The 23,424-nt window shown below is 74.2% G+C and carries 18 protein-coding genes; 10 read left to right on the forward strand and 8 right to left on the reverse strand.

All coding sequences use genetic code 11. The features are described from left to right. Positions 1-116: 116 nt before the first annotated feature. From Sdagh_RS19525 to Sdagh_RS19535, 3 genes are all read right to left on the reverse strand, one after another. Complete coding sequence (locus Sdagh_RS19525; protein ID WP_190008885.1) at positions 117-905, reverse strand: ABC transporter permease; 789 nt, start codon at positions 903-905, stop codon at positions 117-119. Continuing rightward, positions 902-1,864, reverse strand: coding sequence for an ATP-binding cassette domain-containing protein (locus Sdagh_RS19530; RefSeq protein ID WP_189414796.1), 963 nt, complete (start codon positions 1,862-1,864; stop codon positions 902-904). The genes Sdagh_RS19525 and Sdagh_RS19530 overlap by 4 nt, the downstream gene beginning before the upstream one ends. Before the next feature lie 305 nt (positions 1,865-2,169). Next, positions 2,170-2,844 carry a DUF4097 family beta strand repeat-containing protein gene (locus Sdagh_RS19535; protein ID WP_190008879.1) on the reverse strand — a complete coding sequence of 225 codons (675 nt, stop codon included), beginning with the start codon at positions 2,842-2,844 and terminating at the stop codon, positions 2,170-2,172. Positions 2,845-3,071: 227 nt separating this feature from the next. On the opposite strand from Sdagh_RS19535, the gene Sdagh_RS19540 reads away from it, so the two are divergent. Genes Sdagh_RS19540 through Sdagh_RS19550 form a run of 3 tightly spaced genes read left to right on the forward strand, consistent with a single transcriptional unit; the run spans position 3,072 to position 5,809 of the window. Further along, a complete protein-coding gene (locus Sdagh_RS19540) occupies positions 3,072-3,821 on the forward strand; it encodes a GbsR/MarR family transcriptional regulator (protein WP_189414420.1) in 750 nt (249 codons plus the stop codon). A 52-nt stretch (positions 3,822-3,873) separates the two neighbouring features. Beyond that, positions 3,874-5,274: a M1 family metallopeptidase gene (locus Sdagh_RS19545; RefSeq protein WP_190076656.1), complete on the forward strand. Its 1,401-nt coding sequence runs from the start codon at positions 3,874-3,876 to the stop codon at positions 5,272-5,274. A 34-nt stretch (positions 5,275-5,308) separates the two neighbouring features. Beyond that, positions 5,309-5,809: a hypothetical protein gene (locus Sdagh_RS19550; RefSeq protein ID WP_189414418.1), complete on the forward strand. Its 501-nt coding sequence runs from the start codon at positions 5,309-5,311 to the stop codon at positions 5,807-5,809. A 21-nt stretch (positions 5,810-5,830) separates the two neighbouring features. Here Sdagh_RS19550 and Sdagh_RS19555 read toward each other — a convergent pair whose 3' ends face one another. Next, positions 5,831-6,505, reverse strand: a complete 675-nt coding sequence (locus tag Sdagh_RS19555; RefSeq protein WP_190076657.1) for a pentapeptide repeat-containing protein — start codon at positions 6,503-6,505, stop codon at positions 5,831-5,833. A 144-nt stretch (positions 6,506-6,649) separates the two neighbouring features. Between Sdagh_RS19555 and Sdagh_RS19560 the strand changes: the two genes are divergently transcribed. The 3 genes from Sdagh_RS19560 (at position 6,650) to Sdagh_RS19570 (ending at position 10,575) form a co-directional block, all read left to right on the forward strand. Further along, positions 6,650-7,813 carry an FAD-dependent oxidoreductase gene (locus Sdagh_RS19560; RefSeq protein ID WP_190076658.1) on the forward strand — a complete coding sequence of 388 codons (1,164 nt, stop codon included), beginning with the start codon at positions 6,650-6,652 and terminating at the stop codon, positions 7,811-7,813. Positions 7,814-7,908: 95 nt separating this feature from the next. Beyond that, the gene (locus tag Sdagh_RS19565) at positions 7,909-8,889 is read left to right on the forward strand and encodes a zinc-binding dehydrogenase (protein ID WP_190076659.1); all 981 of its coding nucleotides are present in this window, start codon (positions 7,909-7,911) and stop codon (positions 8,887-8,889) included. 198 nt (positions 8,890-9,087) lie between these two features. Then, the gene (locus Sdagh_RS19570) at positions 9,088-10,575 is read left to right on the forward strand and encodes an MFS transporter (protein ID WP_189414414.1); all 1,488 of its coding nucleotides are present in this window, start codon (positions 9,088-9,090) and stop codon (positions 10,573-10,575) included. Positions 10,576-10,757: 182 nt separating this feature from the next. On the opposite strand, the gene Sdagh_RS19575 is transcribed toward Sdagh_RS19570, so the two are convergent. Then, entirely contained in the window at positions 10,758-13,832 is a 3,075-nt protein-coding gene (locus tag Sdagh_RS19575) for a helix-turn-helix transcriptional regulator (protein WP_190076660.1), read from the reverse strand. A 324-nt stretch (positions 13,833-14,156) separates the two neighbouring features. Here Sdagh_RS19575 and Sdagh_RS19580 point away from each other — a divergent pair, with 324 nt between their 5' ends. The 3 genes from Sdagh_RS19580 to Sdagh_RS19590 all read left to right on the forward strand — a co-directional run bounded on the left by Sdagh_RS19580 (position 14,157) and on the right by Sdagh_RS19590 (position 17,749). Beyond that, the gene (locus Sdagh_RS19580) at positions 14,157-14,822 is read left to right on the forward strand and encodes a helix-turn-helix transcriptional regulator (RefSeq protein ID WP_189414412.1); all 666 of its coding nucleotides are present in this window, start codon (positions 14,157-14,159) and stop codon (positions 14,820-14,822) included. 159 nt (positions 14,823-14,981) lie between these two features. Beyond that, a complete protein-coding gene (locus tag Sdagh_RS19585; RefSeq protein WP_189414411.1) occupies positions 14,982-15,701 on the forward strand; it encodes a Pvc16 family protein in 720 nt (239 codons plus the stop codon). After that, positions 15,698-17,749 (forward strand): ATP-binding protein, encoded by a 2,052-nt coding sequence (locus Sdagh_RS19590; protein ID WP_190076675.1) that lies wholly within the window; start codon positions 15,698-15,700, stop codon positions 17,747-17,749. The genes Sdagh_RS19585 and Sdagh_RS19590 overlap by 4 nt, the downstream gene beginning before the upstream one ends. A gap of 1 nt (position 17,750) precedes the next feature. Here Sdagh_RS19590 and Sdagh_RS19595 read toward each other — a convergent pair whose 3' ends face one another. The 3 genes from Sdagh_RS19595 to Sdagh_RS19605 form a co-directional block, all read right to left on the reverse strand. After that, positions 17,751-19,178 (reverse strand): RICIN domain-containing protein, encoded by a 1,428-nt coding sequence (locus Sdagh_RS19595; RefSeq protein WP_226535459.1) that lies wholly within the window; start codon positions 19,176-19,178, stop codon positions 17,751-17,753. Between the two features lie 109 nt (positions 19,179-19,287). Then, a complete protein-coding gene (locus tag Sdagh_RS19600) occupies positions 19,288-20,727 on the reverse strand; it encodes an RICIN domain-containing protein (RefSeq protein WP_226535461.1) in 1,440 nt (479 codons plus the stop codon). 96 nt (positions 20,728-20,823) lie between these two features. Beyond that, complete coding sequence (locus Sdagh_RS19605; RefSeq protein ID WP_226535463.1) at positions 20,824-21,435, reverse strand: eCIS core domain-containing protein; 612 nt, start codon at positions 21,433-21,435, stop codon at positions 20,824-20,826. 357 nt (positions 21,436-21,792) lie between these two features. On the opposite strand from Sdagh_RS19605, the gene Sdagh_RS19610 reads away from it, so the two are divergent. Further along, a complete protein-coding gene (locus tag Sdagh_RS19610; protein ID WP_190011607.1) occupies positions 21,793-23,391 on the forward strand; it encodes a phage tail sheath subtilisin-like domain-containing protein in 1,599 nt (532 codons plus the stop codon). Positions 23,392-23,424: the final 33 nt, after the last annotated feature.

The following is a 23,424-nucleotide window of genomic DNA, read 5'->3' on the forward strand; positions in this document are numbered from 1 at the left end:
GGCCTGTCCCCACCCGTACGACCCAGGACCCCCGAGCGAGCGCGCCTCGGGGGTCCTGGGTCGTACGGGTCGTGCGGGTCGTGCGGGTCGTGCGGGTGGGGCCGGGGCCCGGCGGGTCACCTGGGGTCGCGGTCGAAGGTCCTGGCCGACCACAGGTGGCCGAGGACCGCCAGGCCGGCACACCAGGCCAGGGCCAGCCAGCCGTTGTGGCCGATCTCCGTGCCGAGCAGCAGGCCGCGCAGGGTCTCGATGGCCGGGGTGAAGGGCTGGTACTCGGCGACCGGCCGGAACCAGCCCGGCATCGCGTCGACCGGGACGAAGGCGCTGGACAGGAGGGGGAGCAGGATCATCGGCATGGCGTTGTTGCTGGCCGCCTCGGCGTTCGGGCTGACCAAACCCATGCCGACGGCGATCCAGGTGAGGGCCAGGGCGAAGAGGACGAGGAGGCCGAAGGCGGCCAGCCACTCCAGGGCGGTGGCGTCCGTCGACCGGAAGCCGATGGCGACGGCGACCGCGCCGACCAGGACCACGCCGGCGACCGACTGGACGACACTGCCGACGACGTGGCCGACGAGGACCGACCCGCGGTGGATGGCCATGGTGCGGAAGCGGGCGATGATGCCCTCGCTCATGTCGGTGGAGACCGAGACCGCGGTGCCGACGGTGGCGGAGCCGATGGTCATGAGCAGCAGGCCGGGGACGAGGTAGGCGATGTAGGCGGAGCGGTCGGCCCGGCCGCCGAGGCCGGCGCTCATCACGTCCCCGAAGACGTACACGAAGAGCAGCAGCAGCATGATCGGCGTGAGCAGGAGGTTGAGGGTGAGCGAGGGGTAGCGCCGCGCGTGCAGGAGGTTGCGGCGCAGCATCGTGGAGGAGTCGCGGACGGCGAGGGAGAGGGTGCTCATCGGAGCGCCTCCTTGGGCTGGTGGGGGACGGTGGCGGCGGGGCCGGTCAGGGCGAAGAAGACGTCGTCGAGGTCGGGGGTGCGCACGGTCAGTTCGTCCGCCTCGATCCCGGCGGCGTCCAGCCGGTCGAGGAGGACGCGCAGGTCGCGCTGGCTGCCGTCGCCGGGGATCTGGAGGGCGAGGGCGGCGTCGTCGCGGACCGCGTCGGAGAGGGCGGCCGTCGCCGACCGGTAGGCGGCCGGGTCGGAGAAGCGGAGCCGGACGTGGCCGCCGGGGACGATCCGCTTCAGCTCCCCGGCGGTGCCCTCGGCGACGATCTTCCCGCCGTTCAGGACGGCGATGCGGTCGGCGAGCTGGTCGGCCTCCTCCAGGTACTGGGTGGTGAGGAAGACGGTCACGCCGCCCGTGACCAGTTCGCGGATGATCTGCCACATGTCGTGCCGGGCCCGTGGGTCGAGGCCGGTGGTGGGCTCGTCCAGGAAGATGATCCGCGGGCTGCCGACCAGGGTCATGGCGATGTCCAGGCGGCGCTTCATGCCGCCGGAGTAGGTGGCGGCGGGCTTCTTCGCGGCCTCGGTGAGGTCGAACCGCTCCAGCAGTCCGGCGGCGACCCGCCGGCCCTCCTTCTTGGAGAGGTGGTGCAGGTCGGCCATGAGGAGCATGTTCTCCTCACCCGTGATCAGCCCGTCCACGGCGGAGAACTGGCCGGTGACGCCGATCGCCGCGCGCACCGCCCGGGCGTCGGTGGCCGGGTCCTGGCCGCCGATCCGCAGGTCACCGGCGTCGGCGCTGATGAGCGTGGAGAGGATCTTGACGGCGGTGGTCTTGCCGGCCCCGTTCGGGCCGAGCAGGGAGAAGACCGTGCCGTCGGGGACGGTGAGGTCGATGCCGTCGAGGACGGTCTTGTCGCCGTAGGACTTGCGCAGCCCGCGTGCCGCGATGGCCGAGCCGGTGGTCATGAGGGGTCCCCCCTGGTCGTCGGTGAGCTGGTCGTCGGTGGAGCCGGTCGAACGGTGGAACTGGCCGTCGGTGAGCTGGCCGTCGGTGAGATGGTTATCGGTGACACCGGTCGGCGGTGACGCCGGCCGTCTGTCGAGCCGGTCGACGGTGGAGCCGGTCGTCGGTGAGCTGGTCGGCGGTGAGCTGGTCGGCGGTGAGCTGGTCGGCGGTGAGCTGGTCGGCGGTGACACCGGTCGTCCGTCGAGCCGGTCGACGGCGGAGCCGGTCGTCGGTCGAAACCGGTCGTCGGTGACGGGCGGGTGGGTCAGACGCTGCGGGCGGTGATGTCGCCGTGGCCGGTGGTGGCGTGGATGGCCAGGCCGGCCCCGGCCCCGTCGGCGTTGCGCAGGGCGTTGTGGACGCGGCCGTGTCCGGTGCCGGCGTCGAGGGAGGCGGAGACGCCGCGGGCGGCGCCGACCTCGATCCCGCCGGCCCCGGTGCGCAGGGTGACGGTGCCGCGCACGGCCTCGGTGACGCGGATGTCACCCCGCTGGGTGCTGATCTCGGCGGGGCCGCCGAGGCGGCCGACGGTGACGTCGCCGTCGAGGACGGTGAGCCGGACGCCGGCGGTCTCGTCCAGCTTGACCGGGCCCTGCGCGGCCTCGAAGGTGACGTCGCCGAGCCGGCCGACGCCGCGCAGCTCGGCGGTGGCGGCCTTGCCCTCGACGCGGGAGCCGGTGGGCAGCTGGACGGTCACCTCGACCGCCCCGGAGGCGCCGAGGAGACGGTTCTTCGCCCGGGGGGCGGCGATGCGCAGGACGCCGTCGCCGTACTCGACCGTGATCTGCTCGGCGGCCTTGGCGTCGCGGCCCTTGGCGGGGTCGGCGGGGAGGATCTCGACGGTGGTGTCGGTGCGGTCGGCGGCGATGAGGCGGACGCGTCCGGCGGGGATGTCGAGGACGGTGGAGATCGGGGCCGGGGTCTGGAACTTCTGCTGCACGGTGTGCTCCTTCTTCGGGAGGTCGTCGTTTCCGATGAGGGAAAAGCTACGTTGCGTTCACTGAGTAGGCAACTACCTTGTTGCACTCGAATAGAACTTACGCAGGTCAGAGCACACAGTTCGTTGCAACGGGTTCCGAAGTAACGCAACGGTATGACAACGGTCGTTGCAATGAAGTGGAGTGAACGCTATGGTCGGCCGTACCACGGACCATGAAGGAGACTCCGATGCCCGGAGGCAGGCTCACCCAGCAGGAACGGCAGCAGATCGCGCTGGGGCTGGCCGACGGCCTCGCCTACGCGGAGATCGCCCGGCGTCTCGACCGCCCCACCTCCACGATCACCCGCGAGGTCATGCGCAACGGCGGCCCCACCGGCTACCGCGCCGACCTCGCCCACCGCGCCACCGAGCGCCGCACCCAGCGCCGCCGCCCGGCCGCCGCGCCCCGGGGACCGGGGGCGTCCCCGCAGCCCCACGGACGCGACCCCGAGGCGGTGCGCGAGTACGAGGAGCGGTTCACCGACGTCCTCATGCAGGCGGGCACGCCCAGGATGATGGCCCGGGTGCAGGCCGCCCTGTACATGACCGACACGGGCAGCCTGACCGCGTCCGAACTGGTGGAACGCCTCCAGGTCAGCCCGGCGTCCGTCTCCAAGGCGGTCGCGTTCCTGGAGGACCAGGGACTGATCCGGCGGGAGCGCGACGAACGCCGCCGGGACCGGTACATCGTCGACGACGACATCTGGTACCAGGCGATGATCGCCAGCGTCCGGTCCCTGGTGCAGGTCATCGAGATCTCCCGGCAGGGCGCCGGCGTCCTCGGCCCCGGCACCCCGGCCGCCGTCCGGATGGAGAACATCGCCCGCTTCCTCGACTTCGTCGGCGAGAGCATCACCCGCGCCGCCGAACAGGGCCGCGACGTCCTGCACACCAGGAGCGCCGCCGGGAGTGCCGAAGAGGCCCCGGGCACCCCCTGACCGGCCCATTCCCGCAGGCCGTCCCCCCGTGCGCCGCCCGTAGGATCACGGCGTGCGCACCCCCCGTCCGCCCGCCGTCGTCACCGCCGCCGTCCTCACCGCCCTCACCGCGTGCGGCGGGGTGCACGGCACGCCCGGCGGCTCCGGGGTGCGCGACCCGTACTTCCCCAAGGCGGGCAACGGCGGCTACGACGTCACCCACTACGACCTCGACCTCGCCTACGACCCCGCCCGCCACCGCCTCGCCGGCACCGCGACGGTCACCGCGCGGGCGACCGAGGACCTGTCGGCGTTCGACCTGGACCTGAAGGGGCTGGACGTCGGCGCGGTGACGGTCGACGGACGGGCCGCCCGCTTCAACCGGGCCGGACAGGAACTGACCGTCCGGCCGCCGGACGACCTGGACGACGGCGACACCTTCCGGGTGGCCGTGCGCTACTCCGGGGCGCCGGAGACGATCACCGACCCCGACGGCTCCGACGAGGGCTGGCTGCGCACCGACGACGGCGCGCTCGCGCTCGGCCAGCCGGTCGGGTCGATGGCGTGGTTCCCGGGCAACCACCACCCCTCCGACAAGGCCACCTACACCCTCACGGTGACCGTCCCCGAGGGGCTGCGGGCCGTCTCCAACGGCGAACCCACCGGTGAGCGGACCGCCCGCGGACGGACCACGGTCACCTGGCGGACCACCGAGCCGATGGCGAGCTACCTCGCCACGGTCGCCGTCGGCGACTGGCGCGTCACGCGCTCCCGCGCCCGGGACGGACTGCCGGTGTACACGGCCGTCGACCCGGCCCAGGCGGCGGCGAGCGAAGCCGTGCTGAAGCGGATTCCCGAGGTCGTCGCGTGGGCGGAGGACCTGTTCGGGCCGTACCCGTTCTCCTCCGTGGGCGCGATCGTCGACCGCCCCACCGATGTCGGCTACGCCCTGGAGACGCAGACCCGGCCCGTCTTCCCCGGCGCCCCCGACACCGTCCTGCTCGTCCACGAACTCGCCCACCAGTGGTACGGCGACTCCGTCACCCCGAGGACCTGGCGCGACATGTGGCTCAACGAGGGCTTCGCGACGTACGCGGAGTGGCTGTGGCAGGAGGACCACGGCGGGGACACCGCGCAGGAGACCTTCGACGCGCTGTACGCAGGCCGCTACTTCGCCGGTACGGCGGCGAACGAGGCCGTCTGGGCGTTCCCGCCCGCCGATCCCCCCGACGCCGCGCACCTGACCGCCGCCCCCGTCTACCAGCGCGGCGCGATGGTCCTGCACAAGATCCGGCAGCGGGCCGGGGACGCCGCCTTCCGCGCCCTGCTGCGCGGCTGGGCGGCGGAGCACCGGCACGGCACCGCGGACACCGGAGACTTCACCGCCTACGTGGAGAAACGGCTGCCGGACGAGGACCTCACGGACGTGTGGGAGGACTGGCTGCGCGGGGACGGCCGACCGGACCGCCCCTGACCGGCGGTCCCGCGCGCCATGACACCATCGGGGCGTGCTCGACATCGGCTACGCCCTCTCCAACCGCTTCCCCGACCCGCCGCAGACCGACTACCGGCGGGCGGACGTACGGGCGCTGCGGCACGACCTGTTCTGCGGGGATGTGTACCTCGCCGACACCGAGGCGGACCGGGAGATCTCCACAGCCTGGGGATGGGTGCCGGTGCTGGACTTCGCCTGGGCGCTGTGCGACATCGTGGAGCACGTCGACCGGGACCCGGCGGGCTCCCGGGCGGCCCGGCCGCAGCGGGCGGAGCTGGACTTCACCGAGTCCACCGACCGGCTGCTGTTCGAGCGCCGGTTCGGCTGGGTCGACATCGAGGCGGAGTGGCTGCCGCCGTCCGAACCGCCGCTGTCCTTCTCGCACGCCGCGCTGCGCCGTGAGGCCCGGGACTTCCTGCACGACCTGCTCGCGGACCTCACCGACCTGCACGAGGACCTCGCGGACAACCCGGCGATCTGGACCCTCCAGGCCCGCTTCCCCCGCCTGCCCTGACCCCCGGCGGCGTCCGCCCCCCTACGCCAGCACCCGCAGCCCCAGCTCCGCCGCCAGCACCGGGGCCAGGTCGAGGAGCTGGGCCGGGCTGATCACCGCGCCGGAGAGCCGGTCCACGCCCCGGGCCAGCTCCAGCGGGGCGGCGCCGCGCAGGTCGACGTCGACGAGGACGGCGGCGCTCAGGTCGGCCTGCCGCACCGCGCAGTCCACGAACTCCACGCGCTCCAGCCGGGCACCGCCGAAGTCGGGCTCGACCAGGACGCAGCCCTCGAAGACCACGTCCTTGAGCCGTGCCCGGCGCAGATTCAGGAAGTCGATCTTGCCGCCGCGGATCAGCACCCGCTCCAGCACCGCCCCGTGCAACTGGGTGCCGCCCAGCCGGGCGTCCCGCACCTCGACGTCGCGCAGGGTCGCCTCGGCGAGGTCGGTGCCGACGCCGCGCACGCCGGTCAGCACCGAGTCCAGCAGCCGGGCCCGGCGCAGGGACGTCCCGTCCAGCCCGCAGCCGGTCAGGGCGCAGTCCATGAAGCGGGCACCGGCGCCGTCCTGCCCGGCGAGCCCGGTGTCCCGGAAGTCCAGCCCGTCGTAGTCCCCGTCGCGCTCCAGCCCCCGCCCGTCGTACTCCTCCAGGCGCGGCAGCCGTACCTCCGGGCGCCGCGCCGCCCTGACCACCGCTCGCCTCGCCGTGCCCGCCATGCCCCCATGCTGCACCCCGCCACTGACAACGGGGGCGCGGGCGGGCGGCCGTGGCCTCCGGTGTCACATTCCGGGGCGCGGGGACGTCGTACAGGTGCGGGAACGGGAACGGATGTGAAAGAACCGAGGCGAGGGAGCAGCCGTATGCACCGCATCACCGTCGTCGGCGGCGGTTTCGCCGGACTGACCGCGGCCGTCGCCGCCGCCGAGGCGGGGGCCGAGGTCACCCTGTACGAGGCGCACGGCACCCTCGGCGGACGGGCGCGGACCGCCGAGGGGCCGTACCGGACGCACGAGGGACCGCACGCGCTCTACAACGGCGGACCGCACTGGACCTGGCTGCGCGAGCGCGGGCTGCTCGGGCCGCTCGCGCCGCTGCCGCCGCTGGAGGGGACCCGGCTCAGGTTCCGCTACCGGGGCGCGCCGCGCCGTACGCCGCCGCTCGCGCTGCTGCGGCTGGCCCGCGCGGGAACCGCCCGGCGGGCGCCCGTGGACGAGGACTTCCGGACCTGGGCCGGCCGGATCGTCGGCGCGGAGGGCGCGCGGGCCGCCGCGCACTACAGCGCGGTCGCGCTCTTCCACGCCGACCCCGGGGCGCTCTCCGCCGCGTTCGTCGCCGAGCGGCTGTGGCGGGCGGCCAAGGTGCCGCCCGAGGCGCACTACCCGCTCGGCGGCTGGGGCGCGCTGATCGACCGGATGGCCGCCCGCGCCCGGGAACTGGGGGTGCGCACGGAGACCCGCGCCCGCGTCGACACCCTGCCCACCGGCGCCCCGGTCGTCGTCGCCACCTCCCTCGACGCCGCCCGCCGACTGCTCGGGGACGCCTCGCTGACCTGGCCCGGCGGGCGCACGGTCCTGCTCGACGTGGCCCTGCGGACGCGGCGCGGGGACGCGTTCGCGGTGTCCGACCTGGACGCGCCGGGCTGGATCGAACGGTTCACCGCGCAGGACCGGAGCCTCGCGCCGCGCGGTGAGCAGCTCCTCCAGGGGCAGTTCCCGGTCGGCCCGGACGAACCGCGTTCGGCCGGGCTGGCGCGGGCCGGGGAACTGCTCGACCTCGGGTTCCCGGGGTGGCGGGAGCGGGTGACCTGGCGGCGGGAGGCGGAGGCGCGGGGACGCACCGGCGCCGTCGACCCGCCCGGCACCACCTGGCGGGACCGGCCCGCGGTCGACCGGGGCGACGGGGTGTACCTGGCCGGCGACCAGGTGGCGGCGCCGGGGGTGCTGTCAGAGGTGTCCTTCACCAGCGCGCTCACGGCGGTGTCGCTGGCGCTGGGCCGGCGGGAGCTTGACCTGAAGCGTGGTTGAGGTCGTTGGCTGGAGGCACCGGACGCGTACGGTCCGGTGCGGTCCGGTGCGGTCCGGTCCGGTCCGCTCGTTCCGCATCGTCCTGAGGGAGCTTCATGCGCGCCATCCGTCTGCACGCCTTCGGCCCGGCCGAGAACCTGCGGTACGAGGAGACGGCGGACCCGGTGCCGGGGCCCGGGCAGGTCCGGATCAGCGTCCGGGCCGCCGGCGTCCACCTGATGGACACCGCGCTGCGCGAGGGACACCAGGGTCCGGCGCCCGCGCTGCCGGTGCTGCCCACGGTCCCCGGCCGTGAGGTCGCGGGCGTGGTCGACGCGCTCGGGGAGGGGGTGGCGGAAGAGTGGCGGGGCAGGCGGGTCGTCACGCACCTCGGGTTCGCGCCCGGCGGGTACGCCGAGCTGGCCGTCGCCGACGCCGGCCGGCTGCACGAGATCCCCGGGAACCTGGACTTCGCCGAGGCCGTCGCCATGATCGGCACGGGGCGTACGGCGATGGGGATACTCCAGTTCGCCGAGCTGGGCCCGGACGCGGTGGCGGTGGTCCCGGCCGCGGCGGGCGGCATCGGCACGCTGCTCACGCAGTACGCCGCGCACACCGGCGCCACGGTGGTCGGGCTGGCGGGCGGCCCGGAGAAGGCGGCCCGGGTCGCGGCGAACGGCGCGTCGCTCGCCGTCGACTACACGCTGCCCGGCTGGCCGGAGAAGGTGCGGGCCCGTCTCGGCGGGCGGCCGGCGACGGTGGTGTTCGACGGCGTCGGCGGCGAGGCCGCCCGGGAGGCCGTCGCCCTGCTCGGTCCGGGCGGGCGGCACCTGGTCTTCGGCTGGTCCGGGGCGGGGCTGCGCGGCGGAGCGCCGTACCTGGTCGAGGGCGTCTCGGAGCAGATCCTCGGGCCGGTGATGCTGGGCCGCGCCGGTGGCCCGGACCCCCTGCGCACACTGGAACTGCGGGCCCTGGACGAGGCCGCGGCGGGCCGGCTCCGCCCGGCCGTCCAGCGCTTCCCCCTGGCCGAGGCGGCCACCGCGCACCGAGCGCTGGAGACGCGGGGGACGGTCGGGAAGGTGGTGCTGGAACCGTGACGGTCCGTCACCCTGGTGGGTGGTGCCGCCTCGGCGGGCCGGTGCGCCCGCCGGTGCCGGTGCGCCCGCCGGTGCCGGTGCGCCCGCCGGTGCCGGTGCCGGCGCCTCCGCCGGGCGATGCGCCCGCCGGTGCCGGTGCCGTGAGGGGCCGTCGGCCTCGCGGATGCGGAACGCACGGGCTCGTGGTGTTCTGTCCGGGTGAGTCACGCCCGCACTGGAGACGGGGCCGCCGCCTCGCACGTCGATCCCCGCCGCTGGTGGGCGCTGGTGGTGATCGCGCTGGCCCAGCTGATGGTCGTCCTCGACGCGACCATCGTGAACATCGCGCTGCCCTCCGCCCAGCGGGACCTGGGCATGTCCGACGGCAACCGGCAGTGGGTGATCACCGCGTACACCCTCGCCTTCGGCGGGCTGCTGCTGCTCGGCGGGCGGATCTCCGACCTGATCGGCCGCAAGCGGAGCTTCCTGATCGGGCTGGTCGGTTTCGCCGTGGCGTCGGCGATCGGCGGCGCGGCGAGCGGTCCCGGGATGCTCTTCGCGGCCCGCGCGCTCCAGGGCGTCTTCGCCGCCGTGCTCGCGCCGTCCGCGCTGTCGCTGCTGACGACGACGTTCACCGACCCCCGGGAGCGCGGCAAGGCGTTCGGCATCTACGGGGCGCTGGCCGGCAGCGGCTCCGCGATCGGGTTCATCGTCGGCGGGGTGCTCACCGAGTACCTGAACTGGCGGTGGTGCCTGTACGTCAACGTCCCGATCGCCGCCGTCGCCGTACTCGGCGCCCTCGCCCTGCTGCACGACCGGCCCGGCACGGCGGGCGCCCGGCTGGACGTGCCCGGGGTGGTGCTGGGCTGCGGGGGCCTGGTGGCGCTGGTCTACGGCTTCAGCGAGGCGGAGCCGCGGGGGTGGACGGACCCGCTGGTGCTCGCGCTGTTCGCCGCGGCGGCCGTCCTGCTGGCGGCGTTCGTGGGGTGGCAGACGCGGACACCGAGTCCGCTGCTGCCGCTGCACATCGTCCGGGACCGGGACCGGGCGGGCTGCTTCCTGACGATGATGCTCGCGGTCATCGGCATGTTCGGGCTGTTCCTGTTCATGACGTACTACCTCCAGGTCATCCTCGGCTACTCGCCGGTGCGGACCGGGCTGGCCTTCCTGCCGCTGACGGTGGCGATCGTCATCGGGTCGACGCAGATCTCCGCGAGGCTGCTCCAGCACGCGCCGCCGCGGCTGCTGATGGTGCCGGGGATGGTGCTGGCGGCGGGCGGGATGGTGGTCCTGACGCGGATCACGGTGGATTCGGCGTACCTGAGCGAGGTGCTGCCGGCGCTGCTGCTGATGGGGCTCGGGATGGGGCTGACCTTCATGCCGGTGTTCGCCACCGCGACGGCGGGGGTCGCGCCGCGGGACTCCGGGGTGACGTCGGCGACCGTCAACACCTCGCAGCAGGTGGGGGGTTCGATCGGGACGGCGCTGTTGAACACGATCGCGACGACGAGCAGTGCGGCGTATGTGAAGGCCCATCTGGCGGACGGCGCGGGGCGGGGGGCGGTGGTGCGGGAGGGGGTCGTGCACGGGTACGTGGTGGCGATCTGGGTGGCGGCGGGGGTGATGCTGCTGGCGGGGGTGGTCGCGGGGGTGATGGTGACGGCTCGGGCGCCGAAGCGGGGGGTTGCTTCCGAGGTGGTGGGGTGAGGGTGGGTGGCTGGGTGGCGGGGGGCACCGTGAGGGGTGGGCTGGGGGCCGGTGCGGGTGGGGTTGGGGCTGGGTGCGCGGTTCCCCGCGCCCCTGGTGGGGGCGTGAGTGCGGGTCGGGTGTGGCCGGGTGCGCGGTTCCCCGGTCTTTCAGAACGTGGGGTTCCCCCTGGTGAGGCGGGGTCAGTCGCGGGGGCTGGGGTGGAGGGCTGTGGGGAGTTCTCCTCGGCGGCGGATGTGCAGTTTGCGGTAGGCGCTGGTCAGGTGGGTCTCCACGGTGCGGCGGGCCAGGTGGAGGAGGTCGGCTATCTCCGCGTTGGTCCGGCCGTCCGCCGCCAGTTCGGCGATGCGGCGTTCGCTGCCGGTCAGCGCGTCGCTGCCGGTGCGGGCCGTGCCGACGCGGCGGGCACCGCCCTCGTGCAGGGCCTGCCGGGCCAGGCAGCGCAGCCGTACCGCGCCCCGGTGCTCGGCGCGTTCGGCGGCCTCCCGCAGACAGTCCCGGGCGCGGGCGCGTTCCCCGGCGTCGATGAGCTGGCGGCCCCGGGCGATGAGGGCCTCGATCAGTTCCAGGTCGGTGCCGGCCGGCGCCTCGCGCAGCACCCGCACCGCCTCCTCGGTGAGGTCCAGGCCGCGCCGGCCGCCGGTCGCCGTGCCCAGCACGCGCAGCGCCCGCCCCACCACGCGGGGCGTGTTCCACACCCGGGCCAGCCGCAGTTCCTCCTCGGCCAGCACGAGCGCCTCCTCGGTGGCGCCCAGCGCCAGCCGGCACTCGGCGACCGCCGTGCGCCAGGGCGTGACGACCGGGCTGAGCACCTCGCGGGCCGACTGCCGGCGCCCGCACTCCAGGAAGTCGTGGAGCGCGCCCGCCGGGTCACCGGTGGCGGCCCGCAGCGCGCCCCGCGCGTACAGGAACCGGTTCAGTTCCCAGGAGTCGGGGGCCTGCCGCAGGTCGAAGCCGGCGGCGAAGCGCCGCGCCTCCTCCAGCCGGCCGGTGTGCACCAGCGCCAGCAGGGCGTGGGCGTCGGTGTTGAAGGGCGCGCTGCGCGCCCACGGGGTGCGCCGGACGCCCGCGTCGGTGAGGTGGGCGAGGAGCACCCTGTGGTCGCCGCGGGCGGCGGCGATGTCGGCCCGGGTGTTGAGCAGCGCGTGCCGCATCGGGTGCAGCGAGGTCAGGTGCTGCCCGGCCAGGCCCCGCTCCACCAGCCGTTCGGCCTCGTCGAGCCGGTCGGCCCACTGGGCGACCGCGGCGGCCGTGCCCAGCAGGAACGGCTCGGAGAGCGGATCACCGGGCTCGGCCAGCAGCGCCCGTACGCGGGTCATCGCCTGCTCGGCCGGGATCAGCCCGGCCGTCGCCTCGAAGCGGACCAGCAGGGCCTGCCCTGCGGTGCCGACCAGTTCCGGGGTGCGGGCGGCGGTCTCGCCCAGCCGGCGGTACGCCTCCTGGCGTTGCGCCTGGTCGTGGTCGGCGAGCAGCACGGCGGCGGTCCGTACGGTACGGGTCAGGCCCGGGTCGCCGGTCAGGTGGGCCTCGGTGCGCCGCAGTACGCCCACGGCGGTGCCGACCTCGCCGCGGCCGGCCAGGGCGGTGCTCAGCGCCAGGGCGGTGCGGACCCGGTCGCGGGGGGTGGCCGGCAGGTGCAGGGCCTCACCGAGGCGGGCGATGGCGGAGGGGGCGTCGTCGGCGACGTACTCCAGGGAGCCCAGTTCGGTCAGCATCCGCTGCCGGAGGTCGTCCGGCAGCGGCTCGTCCAGGGCCCGGCGCAGGTAGGCGACGGCGTCCCCGGGCCGGGACTCGTCGACGGCGACGGTCACCGCGTCGCGCAGCACGCGCAGCGCCCAGGGCAGGCCGACGGCCGGGGTGCGCACCAGGTGCCGGGCGACCGCCTCGACCCGGCCGCCGCGGTGCAGCATCGCCTCGGCCGCCCGCCGGTGGGCGCGTTCCCGCCGCTCGGTGGGCCAGCCGGTGAGGACCGCGTCGCGCAGCAACGGGTGGGCGTAGCGGGGCTGTCCGGCCGCGTCGGGGCGGAGCAGGCCGAGCCGGGTCATCGCGGTGAGCCAGCCGGTGACCCGGGCCGGGTCGGTGCCGGTGGCCTCGGCGATGACGGCGGCGGGGTCGATGCCGTCGGTACCGAGGCCCGTGCCGAGCCCCGTGCCGAGCCCCGTGCCGGTGCCGACTCCGGCTCCGGCTCCGGCTCCGGCTCCGATGCCAGTGCCGGCGTCGGTGCCGGTCAGGGCGGTGGTGCCGATTCCGGCACCGGACGGGGTGCCGGCGCCGTTCAGGGTGCCGGTGCCGGTGCCGGTCAGGATGCCGGTGCCGGTGCCGGTGCCGGACGGGGTGCCGGCGCCGGACGGGGTGGTGGTGGCGCCCCACCCCGCCGCGCCGGGCGCGCGAGGGCCGCCGGTCCCGCCGGAGGCCCCCGTCGGCCAGGCCTGTTCCAGCGTGGCCAGGGCGCGGGCTACCTCGGCGGTGGCCGGGCCGGCGTTCTCCAGCCACCAGGAGACGGCGGCCGGGTAGGCGCCCGGGTACAGCGCGGCGCAGGTGTCCGGCACGGGCTGCGGCTGGTGCCGGGGCGGGGTGCCGCCCAGGTCGTCCAGGAGGGCGCGCAGCAGCAGCGGGCTGCCCGCGCCCGCCCGTACGCACGCCTCCGTCCACGCGGCGCCGGCCGCGGGCAGGGCGTCGCGCAGCAGCGCCGCCGCCGCGTCGTCGCCGAGGGGGGCGAGGGTGTGGGTACGGACCAGGGAGGGCGGCAGGGCGTGGGTGAGCCCCGGGGGCCCCGGTTCGACGTCGTACTGGCTGCGTTCGGTGACGACCAGCAGCACCGGTAAGCGGCCGACCCGGCGGGCCGCCTCGACCAGCCAGCGCCGGGACGCGGAGTCCGCCAGGTGGACGTCGTCCACGGTGACCATCACCGGCGACTCGGCGGCGTACGAGCGCAGCAGCCGCCACAGCCGGGCCGCGGTGTCGCGCTCGTCGGTGCCGTCGGCGGCGGGTGCCGGGTCGGCGAACTCCGGTGCCCGGCTCAGACAGGCCCGGACCGCGGAGAAGGGGACGGCGCTGTCGTGCGGGGAGCAGTGCACGCGCAGCACCCTCAGGCCGCGGGCCTCGGCGTGTTCGGCGGCGGCCTCCAGCACGGCGGTGCGGCCGGTGCCGGTGGCGCCGCGCAGCAGGACGAGGCGGCCGGACCCGGCGCGGACGCGTTCGGTCTCCCGCGCGATCAGCGCGTGCGCGTCGTCGCGTTCGCTCAGCGGTCGGATCATGCCTGCCTCCCCTGGTGGACGGTGCGCCTCGGCCTGTAGGACGGGGCGGAGCGGTGCGGGTTGCCCGGCGACGGCGCCGCTGTGGCGAGGCTCACCACGGCGCCCGCCCGCCCGCAGGACGACTGCCCGTTCCTTCACGTACACCTTCTGACCTGCGACGATGACTGTTTACCGCGGTGACTGCGGGGGTACAGGGGCTGGTCTCGTGGTCCACTTCGTGGTGCTCCACGATTGCGTCTGTCACGGGAGTCCCAGAAGTGTGGAACACGTCCATCCGCCTCCGCCCCTCACCGGACGGCGGACTCGTGAACAGGGGGGAAACGGTTGCTCAACTCACCCCGGACCACAGACACCGGCCGCGCGGCCGGACCCGGACGCAGGACACCCGTGTCGGTCACCGCCCCGGACCCGATCAGCCGCGAGGGCGCGATCAGCCAGCTGCGCCGGCATCCGGAGATCGAGCTGCGCGAGGAGACCGGCCCCGGCACGGTCGCCCTGCTGATCGAGGACGCCCTCGACGACGCCGGGCTGACCCGGCTGCGCCGTCTCGTGCGCAGCGAGGGCGCCCGCGCGGTGCTCGTCGTCGGCACGATCCGCGAGAACGAACTCCTCGACGTCATCGAGTGCGGTGTCGGCGCCATCGTCTGGCGCCGGGAGGCCACCGACCACCGGCTCGTCCAGGCAGTGCTGGCCGCCTCCAGGGGTGACGGCGATCTGCCCTCGGATCTGCTCGGCCGGCTCATCAACCAGGTGGGCACGCTGCACCGGGGGGCGGCGGGCCGGCCCGGCTCCCCGTCCCTCGGGCTCGCGGCACGTGAGGTCGACGTCCTGCGGCTGGTGGCCGAGGGACTCGACACCGGGGAGATCGCCAGCAAGTTGTCCTACTCCGAACGCACGGTCAAGAACGTGATGCACGGCCTGACGACGCGTCTGCACCTGCGCAACCGGGCGCACGCCGTGGCCTATGCCCTCAGGGAAGGCTACATCTGACCGAACGGGCAATCGAAAGCGGACTCCCGGGCAGCATCGCTGCCCGGTACCCGTCCCCGTGGTGCGTGCGGGGCCGGGGGGCCGGCGGGCACCATCGTCTGCGGCGGCCACAGCGGTGAGGCGAGCGGTACGACGAGCGGGTGAGGCGGGAGCACGACGGTGATCCACGAGGTGGACGAGGTCCTCAAGGACCTGCTCAACAGTGGATCGCTGGCCGGTTCCGGCATCGACGTCTCCTTCGACGCCCCGACCCGCGACTGGGCCGCCCGGCGCAACGGGCCGGGGATCAACGCCTACTTGTACGACATCCGCGAGGAACTCTCCCGCCGGGCCCGCGGCCAGATCGCCGTCCAGGACGAGCAGGGCATCGTCGTGAAGCGCCGCCAGCCGGTGCGCTGGTTCCGGCTCGCCTACCTGGTGACCGCCTGGACCAAGCAGCCGCGCGACGAACACCGGCTGCTGTCCGCGGTGATGGGCACGCTGCTGACGAACGAGTGGCTGCCCCCGCACACCTTGCCCGGCTCGCTGGGTGAACTCGGCCTGTCCGTGCACGTGGTGATGGCCGGGCACCACACGGAGGCCCGCTCCCTGGCGGAGATCTGGTCCGCGCTCGGCGGCGAGCTGAAGCCGTCCCTGGACGTCGTGGTCACCGCGCCCTTCCCGGCGTTCCGCGAGTACGACGCCGGCCCGCCGGTCACCGAGGGCGCCGCCGTGCGGGTCCGGGCGTACGACGGGGTGCCGGCCGGCCAGGACGTGGAATGGCCGGACCGCACCGAACGGGTCCGCGACGAACGGGCCCACCGGCCCCGGCAGGTGGCCATGGCCAAACGCGCGCGGCGCCCGGGCAGGACCACGGAACAGGACGACGAACAGCGATGAACGACCCCGCCGCCCCCGCCGCCCTCCTGGACCGCCTGGCCCGGCTGCGGGAGCGGGTCGCCGTCCTGGTCGAGCACCGCGCGGCGGCCGATCCCACCGCGGACGACCCGCTGCGCGGCCTGTACCTGTCCGAGGACGCCGTCCGCCACCTCCTGCACCGCCCGCCCGGTCCCGGCCCGGCGTCCGGTTCCGAGCCCGGCCCCGGCTTCGAGCCGGCCCCGCCGACCGCCGCTCCGGCTGCCGCCCCCGGTGACCCGCTGGCCGCGCTCGCCGCCCGGCTCCGGCTCACCGACCTCGACGCGGCCGTGCTGCTGGTCGCCCTCGCGCCCGACCTGGACCGCTCCTTCGAGCCGCTCTACGGCTACCTCAACGACGACGTCAGCCGCCGCCGCGCCACCGTGGCCCTCGCCCTGGACCTGTGCGGGACGCCGGAGCACGACACGGCGGCCCGTGCCCGCTTCCACCCGTCGGCGCCGCTGACCGCGCTCGGACTGCTGGCCGTGGAAGAACCCGAACGCCCCTTCCTCAGCCGTTCGCTGCGCGTCCCCGACCGGGTCGCCGCGCATCTGCTGGGCGACGACACCCCGGACGCGGCCCTCGCCGGGCACGTCCGCCCGCTGGCGGCGCCCGTCACGTCGTACGAGGGCGGGGGCGAGGGCGGGGACGGCGCCGAGGCGGCGGCCGACGTCCGGTTCGCGCGCCGGCTGGCCGCGCTGCTCGCCGCCGGGCCGCTGACCGCGTACGTCCGCGAGCGCCGCGAGGGCGACGGCCTGGCCTGTGTGACGGCCGCCCTGCACGCCGCGGACGTCGCCGCGCTGCACTTCACCGGCGCCGAGGAGCGCGTCCCGGACGTGCTGCGCGAGGCCCGGCTGACCGGCCGGGCGATCGTCGTCACGGGACTGCCGGAGAAGCCGGAGGCGTTGATGGGGGCGCTGACCGCCGCCGGTGACGTACCGGTGCTGGTGACCTCGCCGGGGCCGTACGACCCGCAGTGGTGCGAGGACGACCCGCTGGTCCTGGAGGCGCCCGCGCGGCGCACCGGGGCGGTGGACGCCTGGTCGGCGGCGCTCGGCACGGGCCTGGCCGACGACCTCGACCTGACGGCGACGGTCGCCCCCTACCACCTGGGCGGGGAGCGGATGCTGCGCGCCGCCCGCGCCGCGCACGCGCTCGCGGCCTTCGACGGCACCCCGGTCGGCGCCGCCCATCTGCGGCTCGCCGCCCGCCAGCAGTCCGCCTCGGGGCTGGAGCGGCACGCCCGGCGCATCCGCCCGGACGTGGACTGGGGGGACCTGGTGCTGCCCGAAGGTCCCTTGACGCAGCTGCGCGAGCTGGCGCTGCGCGCCCGCCACCGCGACCAGGTCCTCGGCGACTGGCGGCTCAGCGCCGGCGGGGGCCGCGGCCGGGGCGTCCTCGGCCTGTTCGCCGGCGAGTCCGGCACCGGCAAGACGCTGTCGGCGGAGGTGGTCGCCGCCGACCTGGGCCTGGACCTCTACGTCGTCCAGCTCTCCTCGATCGTGGACAAGTACGTCGGCGAGACCGAGAAGAACCTGGAGCGGATCTTCTCCGAGGCCGACCGGACCGACGCGGTGCTGCTGTTCGACGAGGCGGACGCCGTGTTCGGCAAGCGCGGCGAGGTCAAGGACGCGCACGACAAGTACGCCAACATGGAGAGCGCCTACCTGCTCCAGCGTCTGGAGGCGTTCGACGGGATCGCGCTGCTCACCACCAACCTGCGGGCCAACATCGACGAGGCGTTCACCCGCCGGCTCGACCTGGTGGTGGACTTCCCGTTCCCCGACCCCGAGCAGCGGCTCGCGCTGTGGCGGCACGGTCTGAAGCACGTACCGGCCGAGGACGGCATCGATCCGGCGCCGCTGGCCAAGGAGTTCGAGCTGGCGGGCGGTTCGATCCGCAGCGCCGTGGTCACCGCCGCCTACCTGGCCGCCGGGCGGGGGTCGCCGGTGACGGGCGCCGACCTGCTGGAGGGCGCCCGCCGGGAGTACCGCAAGGCGGGGCGGCTGGTGCCGGGCGAGGGGTCGTGGTGACCTACCGCGCCGTCGGGTGGACGATCTTCCACTCCTGATCGTCCACGTTGCTGCAGTTGTGGATCGTCAGCTTCTGGCCGGAGACCTTCTTGATCAGGTCGTGCACCTGGAGGCACAGGTGGTTGCTGGCGTAGTTGCGGATCCAGTAGTCGCCGCTCTCCTGCTTGTCGGCCCACCACAGCTGGTTGTCGCCGGTGGTGCCGTCGCAGGTGAACTCGGTGACCGGCGTGCCGACCCCGGCGGCCCCGTTGTACGGCAGGTCCATGCAGAACTGGTCGGTGACGTTGCGGATCTGGAAGAGCTTCGCGCCGCCGGGCCCCAGCCTGGCGTCCTTGACCTCCAGGTTCCAGCGCTGGTTGTCGCCGGTCTCATGGCAGTTGTCCTGCTGCACCGGGCCGTCGAGCTGCCCCTTCTCCCGTCCGGGGATGTCGGCGCACATGCCGGTGGCCGGGTTGAACAGCATGACGTCCTGCGCGGGCACGACGTCCTGGGGCTTCTTCTTCGCCGGGCTCGGTGACGCGCCCCCGCCACCACCGCCGCCGCCGCCCGGGTCCGCCGACTCCCCGGCCACCGGCTGCTCCGCCTCCGGGGTCGCGGCCGGCACGCTGGGGGCGGCCGGTTCCCCGGGGGCGCTCGGGCTCGGGGCCAGCACGGTGCCCGCCTCCTCGACCTTCTCGGTGGCGGAGGTGCGGACCTGCGGCTTGTACGCGATCCAGATCATGACGAAGGCGATCGCCAGCGCGAGGAACACGCTCAGGAAGGTCGCCAGCCAGCGCGGCAGGAACCCGCGCTGCACGAACGTCCCCGGCACCTCCAGGGGTTCGACCCCGGTCCGCTGAAGGACCAGACTGTACGGCCGGTCCTCCTTCGACCCGAACCAGGTGACCCGCTGCGGACGCAACGTCCCCTTCACGAACACCGCGCGCCCCGGCTCGATCTGCACACTCGCCGGATGCAGGTCGTACGACAGATGATCACCCTGATCACTGCCGCTGACCGACGCCGTCACCTTCGTATTGCCCAGATTGTCCACCGCCAGCCGCGGCTTCCCCCGGAACACACCCTTCACCGTCACCGGCACCAACTCGGCCCGCACCTCGGAGAACGGCGTGATCGTCAGGTTCCCCTCCGGAACCGTCACCGCGTCCGGATGCTCCGTCGGCGTGATCCGCACCGCATACGGATTCGGCCCCGCCGTCGCATCCGGCGTACGCGGCGGAGAGAACGTCAGCTCCACCGTCCCCGTCGTACCCGGATACAACCGGATCGTCGCCGGCTCCACCACCGTCCACGGCGCCAGATCACCGACCGGCTCGAAACGGTACTCATCGACGACATCGCCGGTGTTGCGGACCCGCAGCCGCACCCGTGTGCTGCTGCCGGGATCGACGGTGGCGGACGCGGGCTCTAGGGAGGTCCACAGACTCACGTGACGACGGTACGGGAGCGTCCCGCCGTACATCAGGTGCAGCCGGGCAGACCCGGCTGCCCGATCAGTCCGCCGGGGAGGCCGCGCGCGCGGCGGCGGATCACGCGGGTCACTCCTGGGTGGGCTTGATGATCTTCCACTCCTCGTCACCGACGTTGCTGCAGTCGGAGAGGTTCAGCTTGGAGAAGAGGGCGCCGCCGCCGTCGCCCTCCACGGCGAGGCACTTGTGGTTGCTGGCGAAGTTGCGGATCCAGTAGTCGCCGCTCTCCTGCTTGTCGGCCCACCAGAGCTGATTGTCGGTGGTGGTGGTGCTGTCGCAGGTGAACTCGGTGACCGGCGTGCCGACCGCGGCGGCCCCGTGGTCCGGCAGGTCCATGCAGAACTGGTCCTTGGTGTTGCGGATCTGGAAGAGGGCCGTACCGCCGGGGCCGCCCTTGGCGTACTTCACCTCCAGGTTCCACATCTGGTTGTCCTGGTCGCCCGGGGCGCACACGGCCTGCTGCACCGGGCCGTCGGCCTCGCCCTTGTCGCGCCCGGGGAGTTCGGCGCACATGTCGCTGGTGGTGTTGCGCAGCATGATGTTCTGCGCGGGCACCACGCTCTCGGCCTTCTTCTTCGTCGGACTCGGTGACGCGCCTCCGCCGCCGCCTCCGCCGCCGCCGCCGGAGTCCGCGGACTCCTCGGCCGACGGCTGGGCCTGCGCCTCCGGGGTCTCGGCCGGCACGCTCGGCGCCGCCAGGTCCTGCGTCTCGCTGGGACTCGGGGCCAGGGCGACCCCGGCTTCGTCGACCTTCTCGGTGGCGGAGGTGCGGACCTGCGGCTTGTACGCGATCCAGATCATGACGAAGGCGATCGCCAGCGCGAGGAACACGCTCAGGAAGGTCGCCAGCCAGCGCGGCAGGAACCCGCGCTGCACGAACGTCCCCGGCACCTCCAGGGGTTCGACCCCGGTCCGCTGAAGGACCAGACTGTACGGCCGGTCCTCCTTCGACCCGAACCAGGTGACCCGCTGCGGACGCAACGTCCCCTTCACGAACACCGCGCGCCCCGGCTCGATCTGCACACTCGCCGGATGCAGGTCGTACGACAGATGATCACCCTGATCACTGCCGCTGACCGACGCCGTCACCTTCGTATTGCCCAGATTGTCCACCGCCAGCCGCGGCTTCCCCCGGAACACACCCTTCACCGTCACCGGCACCAACTCGGCCCGCACCTCGGAGAACGGCGTGATCGTCAGGTTCCCCTCCGGAACCGTCACCGCGTCCGGATGCTCCGTCGGCGTGATCCGCACCGCATACGGATTCGGCCCCGCCGTCGCATCCGGCGTACGCGGCGGAGAGAACGTCAGCTCCACCGTCCCCGTCGTACCCGGATACAACCGGATCGTCGCCGGCTCCACCACCGTCCACGGCGCCAGATCACCGACCGGCTCGAAACGGTACTCATCGACGACGTCACCCGTGTTGCGGACCCGCAGCCGTACGCGCGTACTGCTGCCGGGGTCCACGGTGGCGGACGCGGGCTCGAGGGAGGTCCAGAGGCTCACGCGACGACAGTAGAGAGGGGCTCACGGCCTGTCGAAGGAGCCGGGGCAGAGTCGGCTGCCCGAAAGGGCAGCGTTCGGGGCGGATCGGACGGGACGTCAGATCTCGCCCCGCGCCATGCGCGCGCCGACCTCCGCCGCCTCGACCTCCTCGTGATGGTTCGGGTCGGAGACGGACTCGCCGTGCCCGTTGTCGTGGCCGGCCACCTTGCCCTGGGACTGCTGCCAGACGTGGTGCGCCTCGTGGAACAGCGTCGCGTCGTCCAGGGCCGAGCGCTGGGCGACGATGTGCGAGCCGGTGGTGTAGGCGATCGCCTGGAGGTTCTCCGCCGACCGCTGCGCCACCGCGTTGTCGTGCAGCCGGACGTGTCCGAAGCTCATGCCGTACGCCTGCTCCGCCCGCTCCTGGATGTGCGGGGGCAGCGGCTTGCCGGACGTGTTGATCGCGTCGTCCACCGACACCCGGGGCTCCTCGAGGGCCGGCGCCGACGGGGCCATGCGGCGCTGCACGCCGGCCGCCTCGGGCTCGCCGTGCCCGCAGCCGGGGCCGTGCTCGTGCCGGGCCCGCTGGACGGCCCGGGACACCGCCGAGTTCCCGGCCAGCCGCTGCAGGGCCAGCATCCGGCCCGCGGGGCCGCCCGGGGCGCCGGGGCGACCGGCCGTGCTCTGCTCACCGGCCTGGTGGGCGGCCTGTGTTCCGTGTGCGCGCACAACGCTCCTCGGCAGCTGCTGGGTCCGGCACGTGACGACTCTCCCCCGCAGGTCTACCCGTCCGGGCCCCCCGGCACAACGGCCTCGGGGGCAGTCCCCGGGGCAGGGCGCCGGCGGCGAACCCCGACCCGTCGTCGAACAGTTGCCGTCCGCGTGTTTGGCGAACCGCTGTCCGGTACACGATGCCGGAGGGGAAACGGTTGCCTGCCAGGAGGCAAAGACAGGGATTCTGCCCCATCGGGCACAGCCCGGGGCAACAGGCATGCCCCCGGTCCGGCACCGGCGGCCGTTTCGACGGGGGCAACGCGCGCGTGACGCTGAGGGGCGTCCTGTCTCGTACCCCGAGGAGAGCAGAGCATGCCGTCCTACCTGTCGCCCGGCGTCTACGTCGAGGAGGTGGCCAGCGGCTCGCGCCCCATCGAGGGGGTGGGCACCTCGGTGGCGGCCTTCGTCGGGCTCGCGCCGACCGGGCCCCTCAACGAGCCGACGCTGGTGACCAACTGGACGCAGTACGTCGCGGCCTTCGGTGACTTCACCGACGGGTACTACCTCGCGCACTCCGTCTACGGCTTCTTCAACAACGGCGGCTCGGCCGCGTACGTCGTCCGCGTCGGCGGCTCCCCCGACGGCATCAACGGCACCGGCGGCGGTGCGAACCAGGCCGCCGTGACCGGCGGTTCGGCCCCGGCCGCGCTGCCCGCCGCCGAGCCCAAGCAGCTCGGCACGTTCGCCGTGACGGCGACCACGGCCGGCCAGCACGGCCCGCTCACCGTCGAGGTCGCCGACCCCGAGGGCGAGGGCCCCGCCGAGCGCTTCAAGCTGATCGTCAAGGACGGCGAGAAGCCGGTCGAGACGTTCGACGTGAGCGCCAAGAAGGGCAACCGCTCCTACGTCGTCACCCAGGTGAAGGAGCGCTCCAAGCTCATCACCGTCACCGAGGCCGCGCCGGCCGCGCAGCTCGCCCGCCCGGAGAACCAGACGGTGACCCTGGCCGCGCCGCCCGCCCCGGCCGCCCCCGTCGAGCAGGCGCCCGACGAGGTCGCCCAGCCCGGCCCCGCCCAGTACCTCGGCGACAGCTCCGACCGCACCGGCTTCGGCGGTCTGGAGGCGATCGACGAGATCTCCATGGTGGCCGTGCCCGACCTGATGGCCGCCTACCAGAACGGCGCCATCGACCACGAGGCCATGAAGGCCGTCCAGCTCGGCCTGATCGCCCACTGCGAGCTGATGGGCGACCGCGTCGCCATCATCGACCCGCCGCCGGGCCTGAACGCCCGTCAGATCCGCGTGTGGCGGCAGGAGACGGCCGGCTACGACTCCAAGTACGCCGCCCTGTACTACCCCTGGATCAAGTCCTTCGACCCGGCCACCGGACAGGCCCGCCTGGTCCCGCCGAGCGGTCACATGGCCGGCATCTGGGCCCGCAACGACTTCGAGCGCGGCGTCCACAAGGCCCCCGCCAACGAGGTCGTCCGCGGCGCCATCGACCTGGAGCTGCAGATCACCCGCGGCGAGCAGGACCTGCTCAACCCGATCGGCGTCAACTGCATCCGTTCCTTCCCGGGCCGCGGCATCCGCGTCTGGGGCGCCCGCACCCTCTCCTCCGACCCGGCGTGGCGCTACCTGAACATCCGCCGGTACTTCAACTACCTGGAGGAGTCGATCCTGATCGGCACCCAGTGGGTGGTCTTCGAGCCGAACGACCACAACCTCTGGGCGCGCATCCGGCGCAACGTCTCGGCGTTCCTCGTCAACGAGTGGCGCAACGGCGCCCTGTTCGGCCAGAGCCCCGAGCAGGCCTTCTACGTCAAGTGCAACGAGGAGACCAACCCGCCGGAGTCCGTCGACCTCGGCCGGGTCATCTGCGAGATCGGCATCGCGCCGGTCAAGCCCGCCGAATTCGTGATCTTCCGGCTGGCGCAGTTCTCCAGCGGCAGCGGCGAGCTGGAGGAGTAGGCGGACCCGGTCCCCCTGCTCCCTCCCCCACCT

This window comes from Streptomyces daghestanicus (assembly GCF_020521275.1).
GTDB classification, from domain to species: Bacteria; Actinomycetota; Actinomycetes; order Streptomycetales; family Streptomycetaceae; genus Streptomyces; species Streptomyces griseoviridis.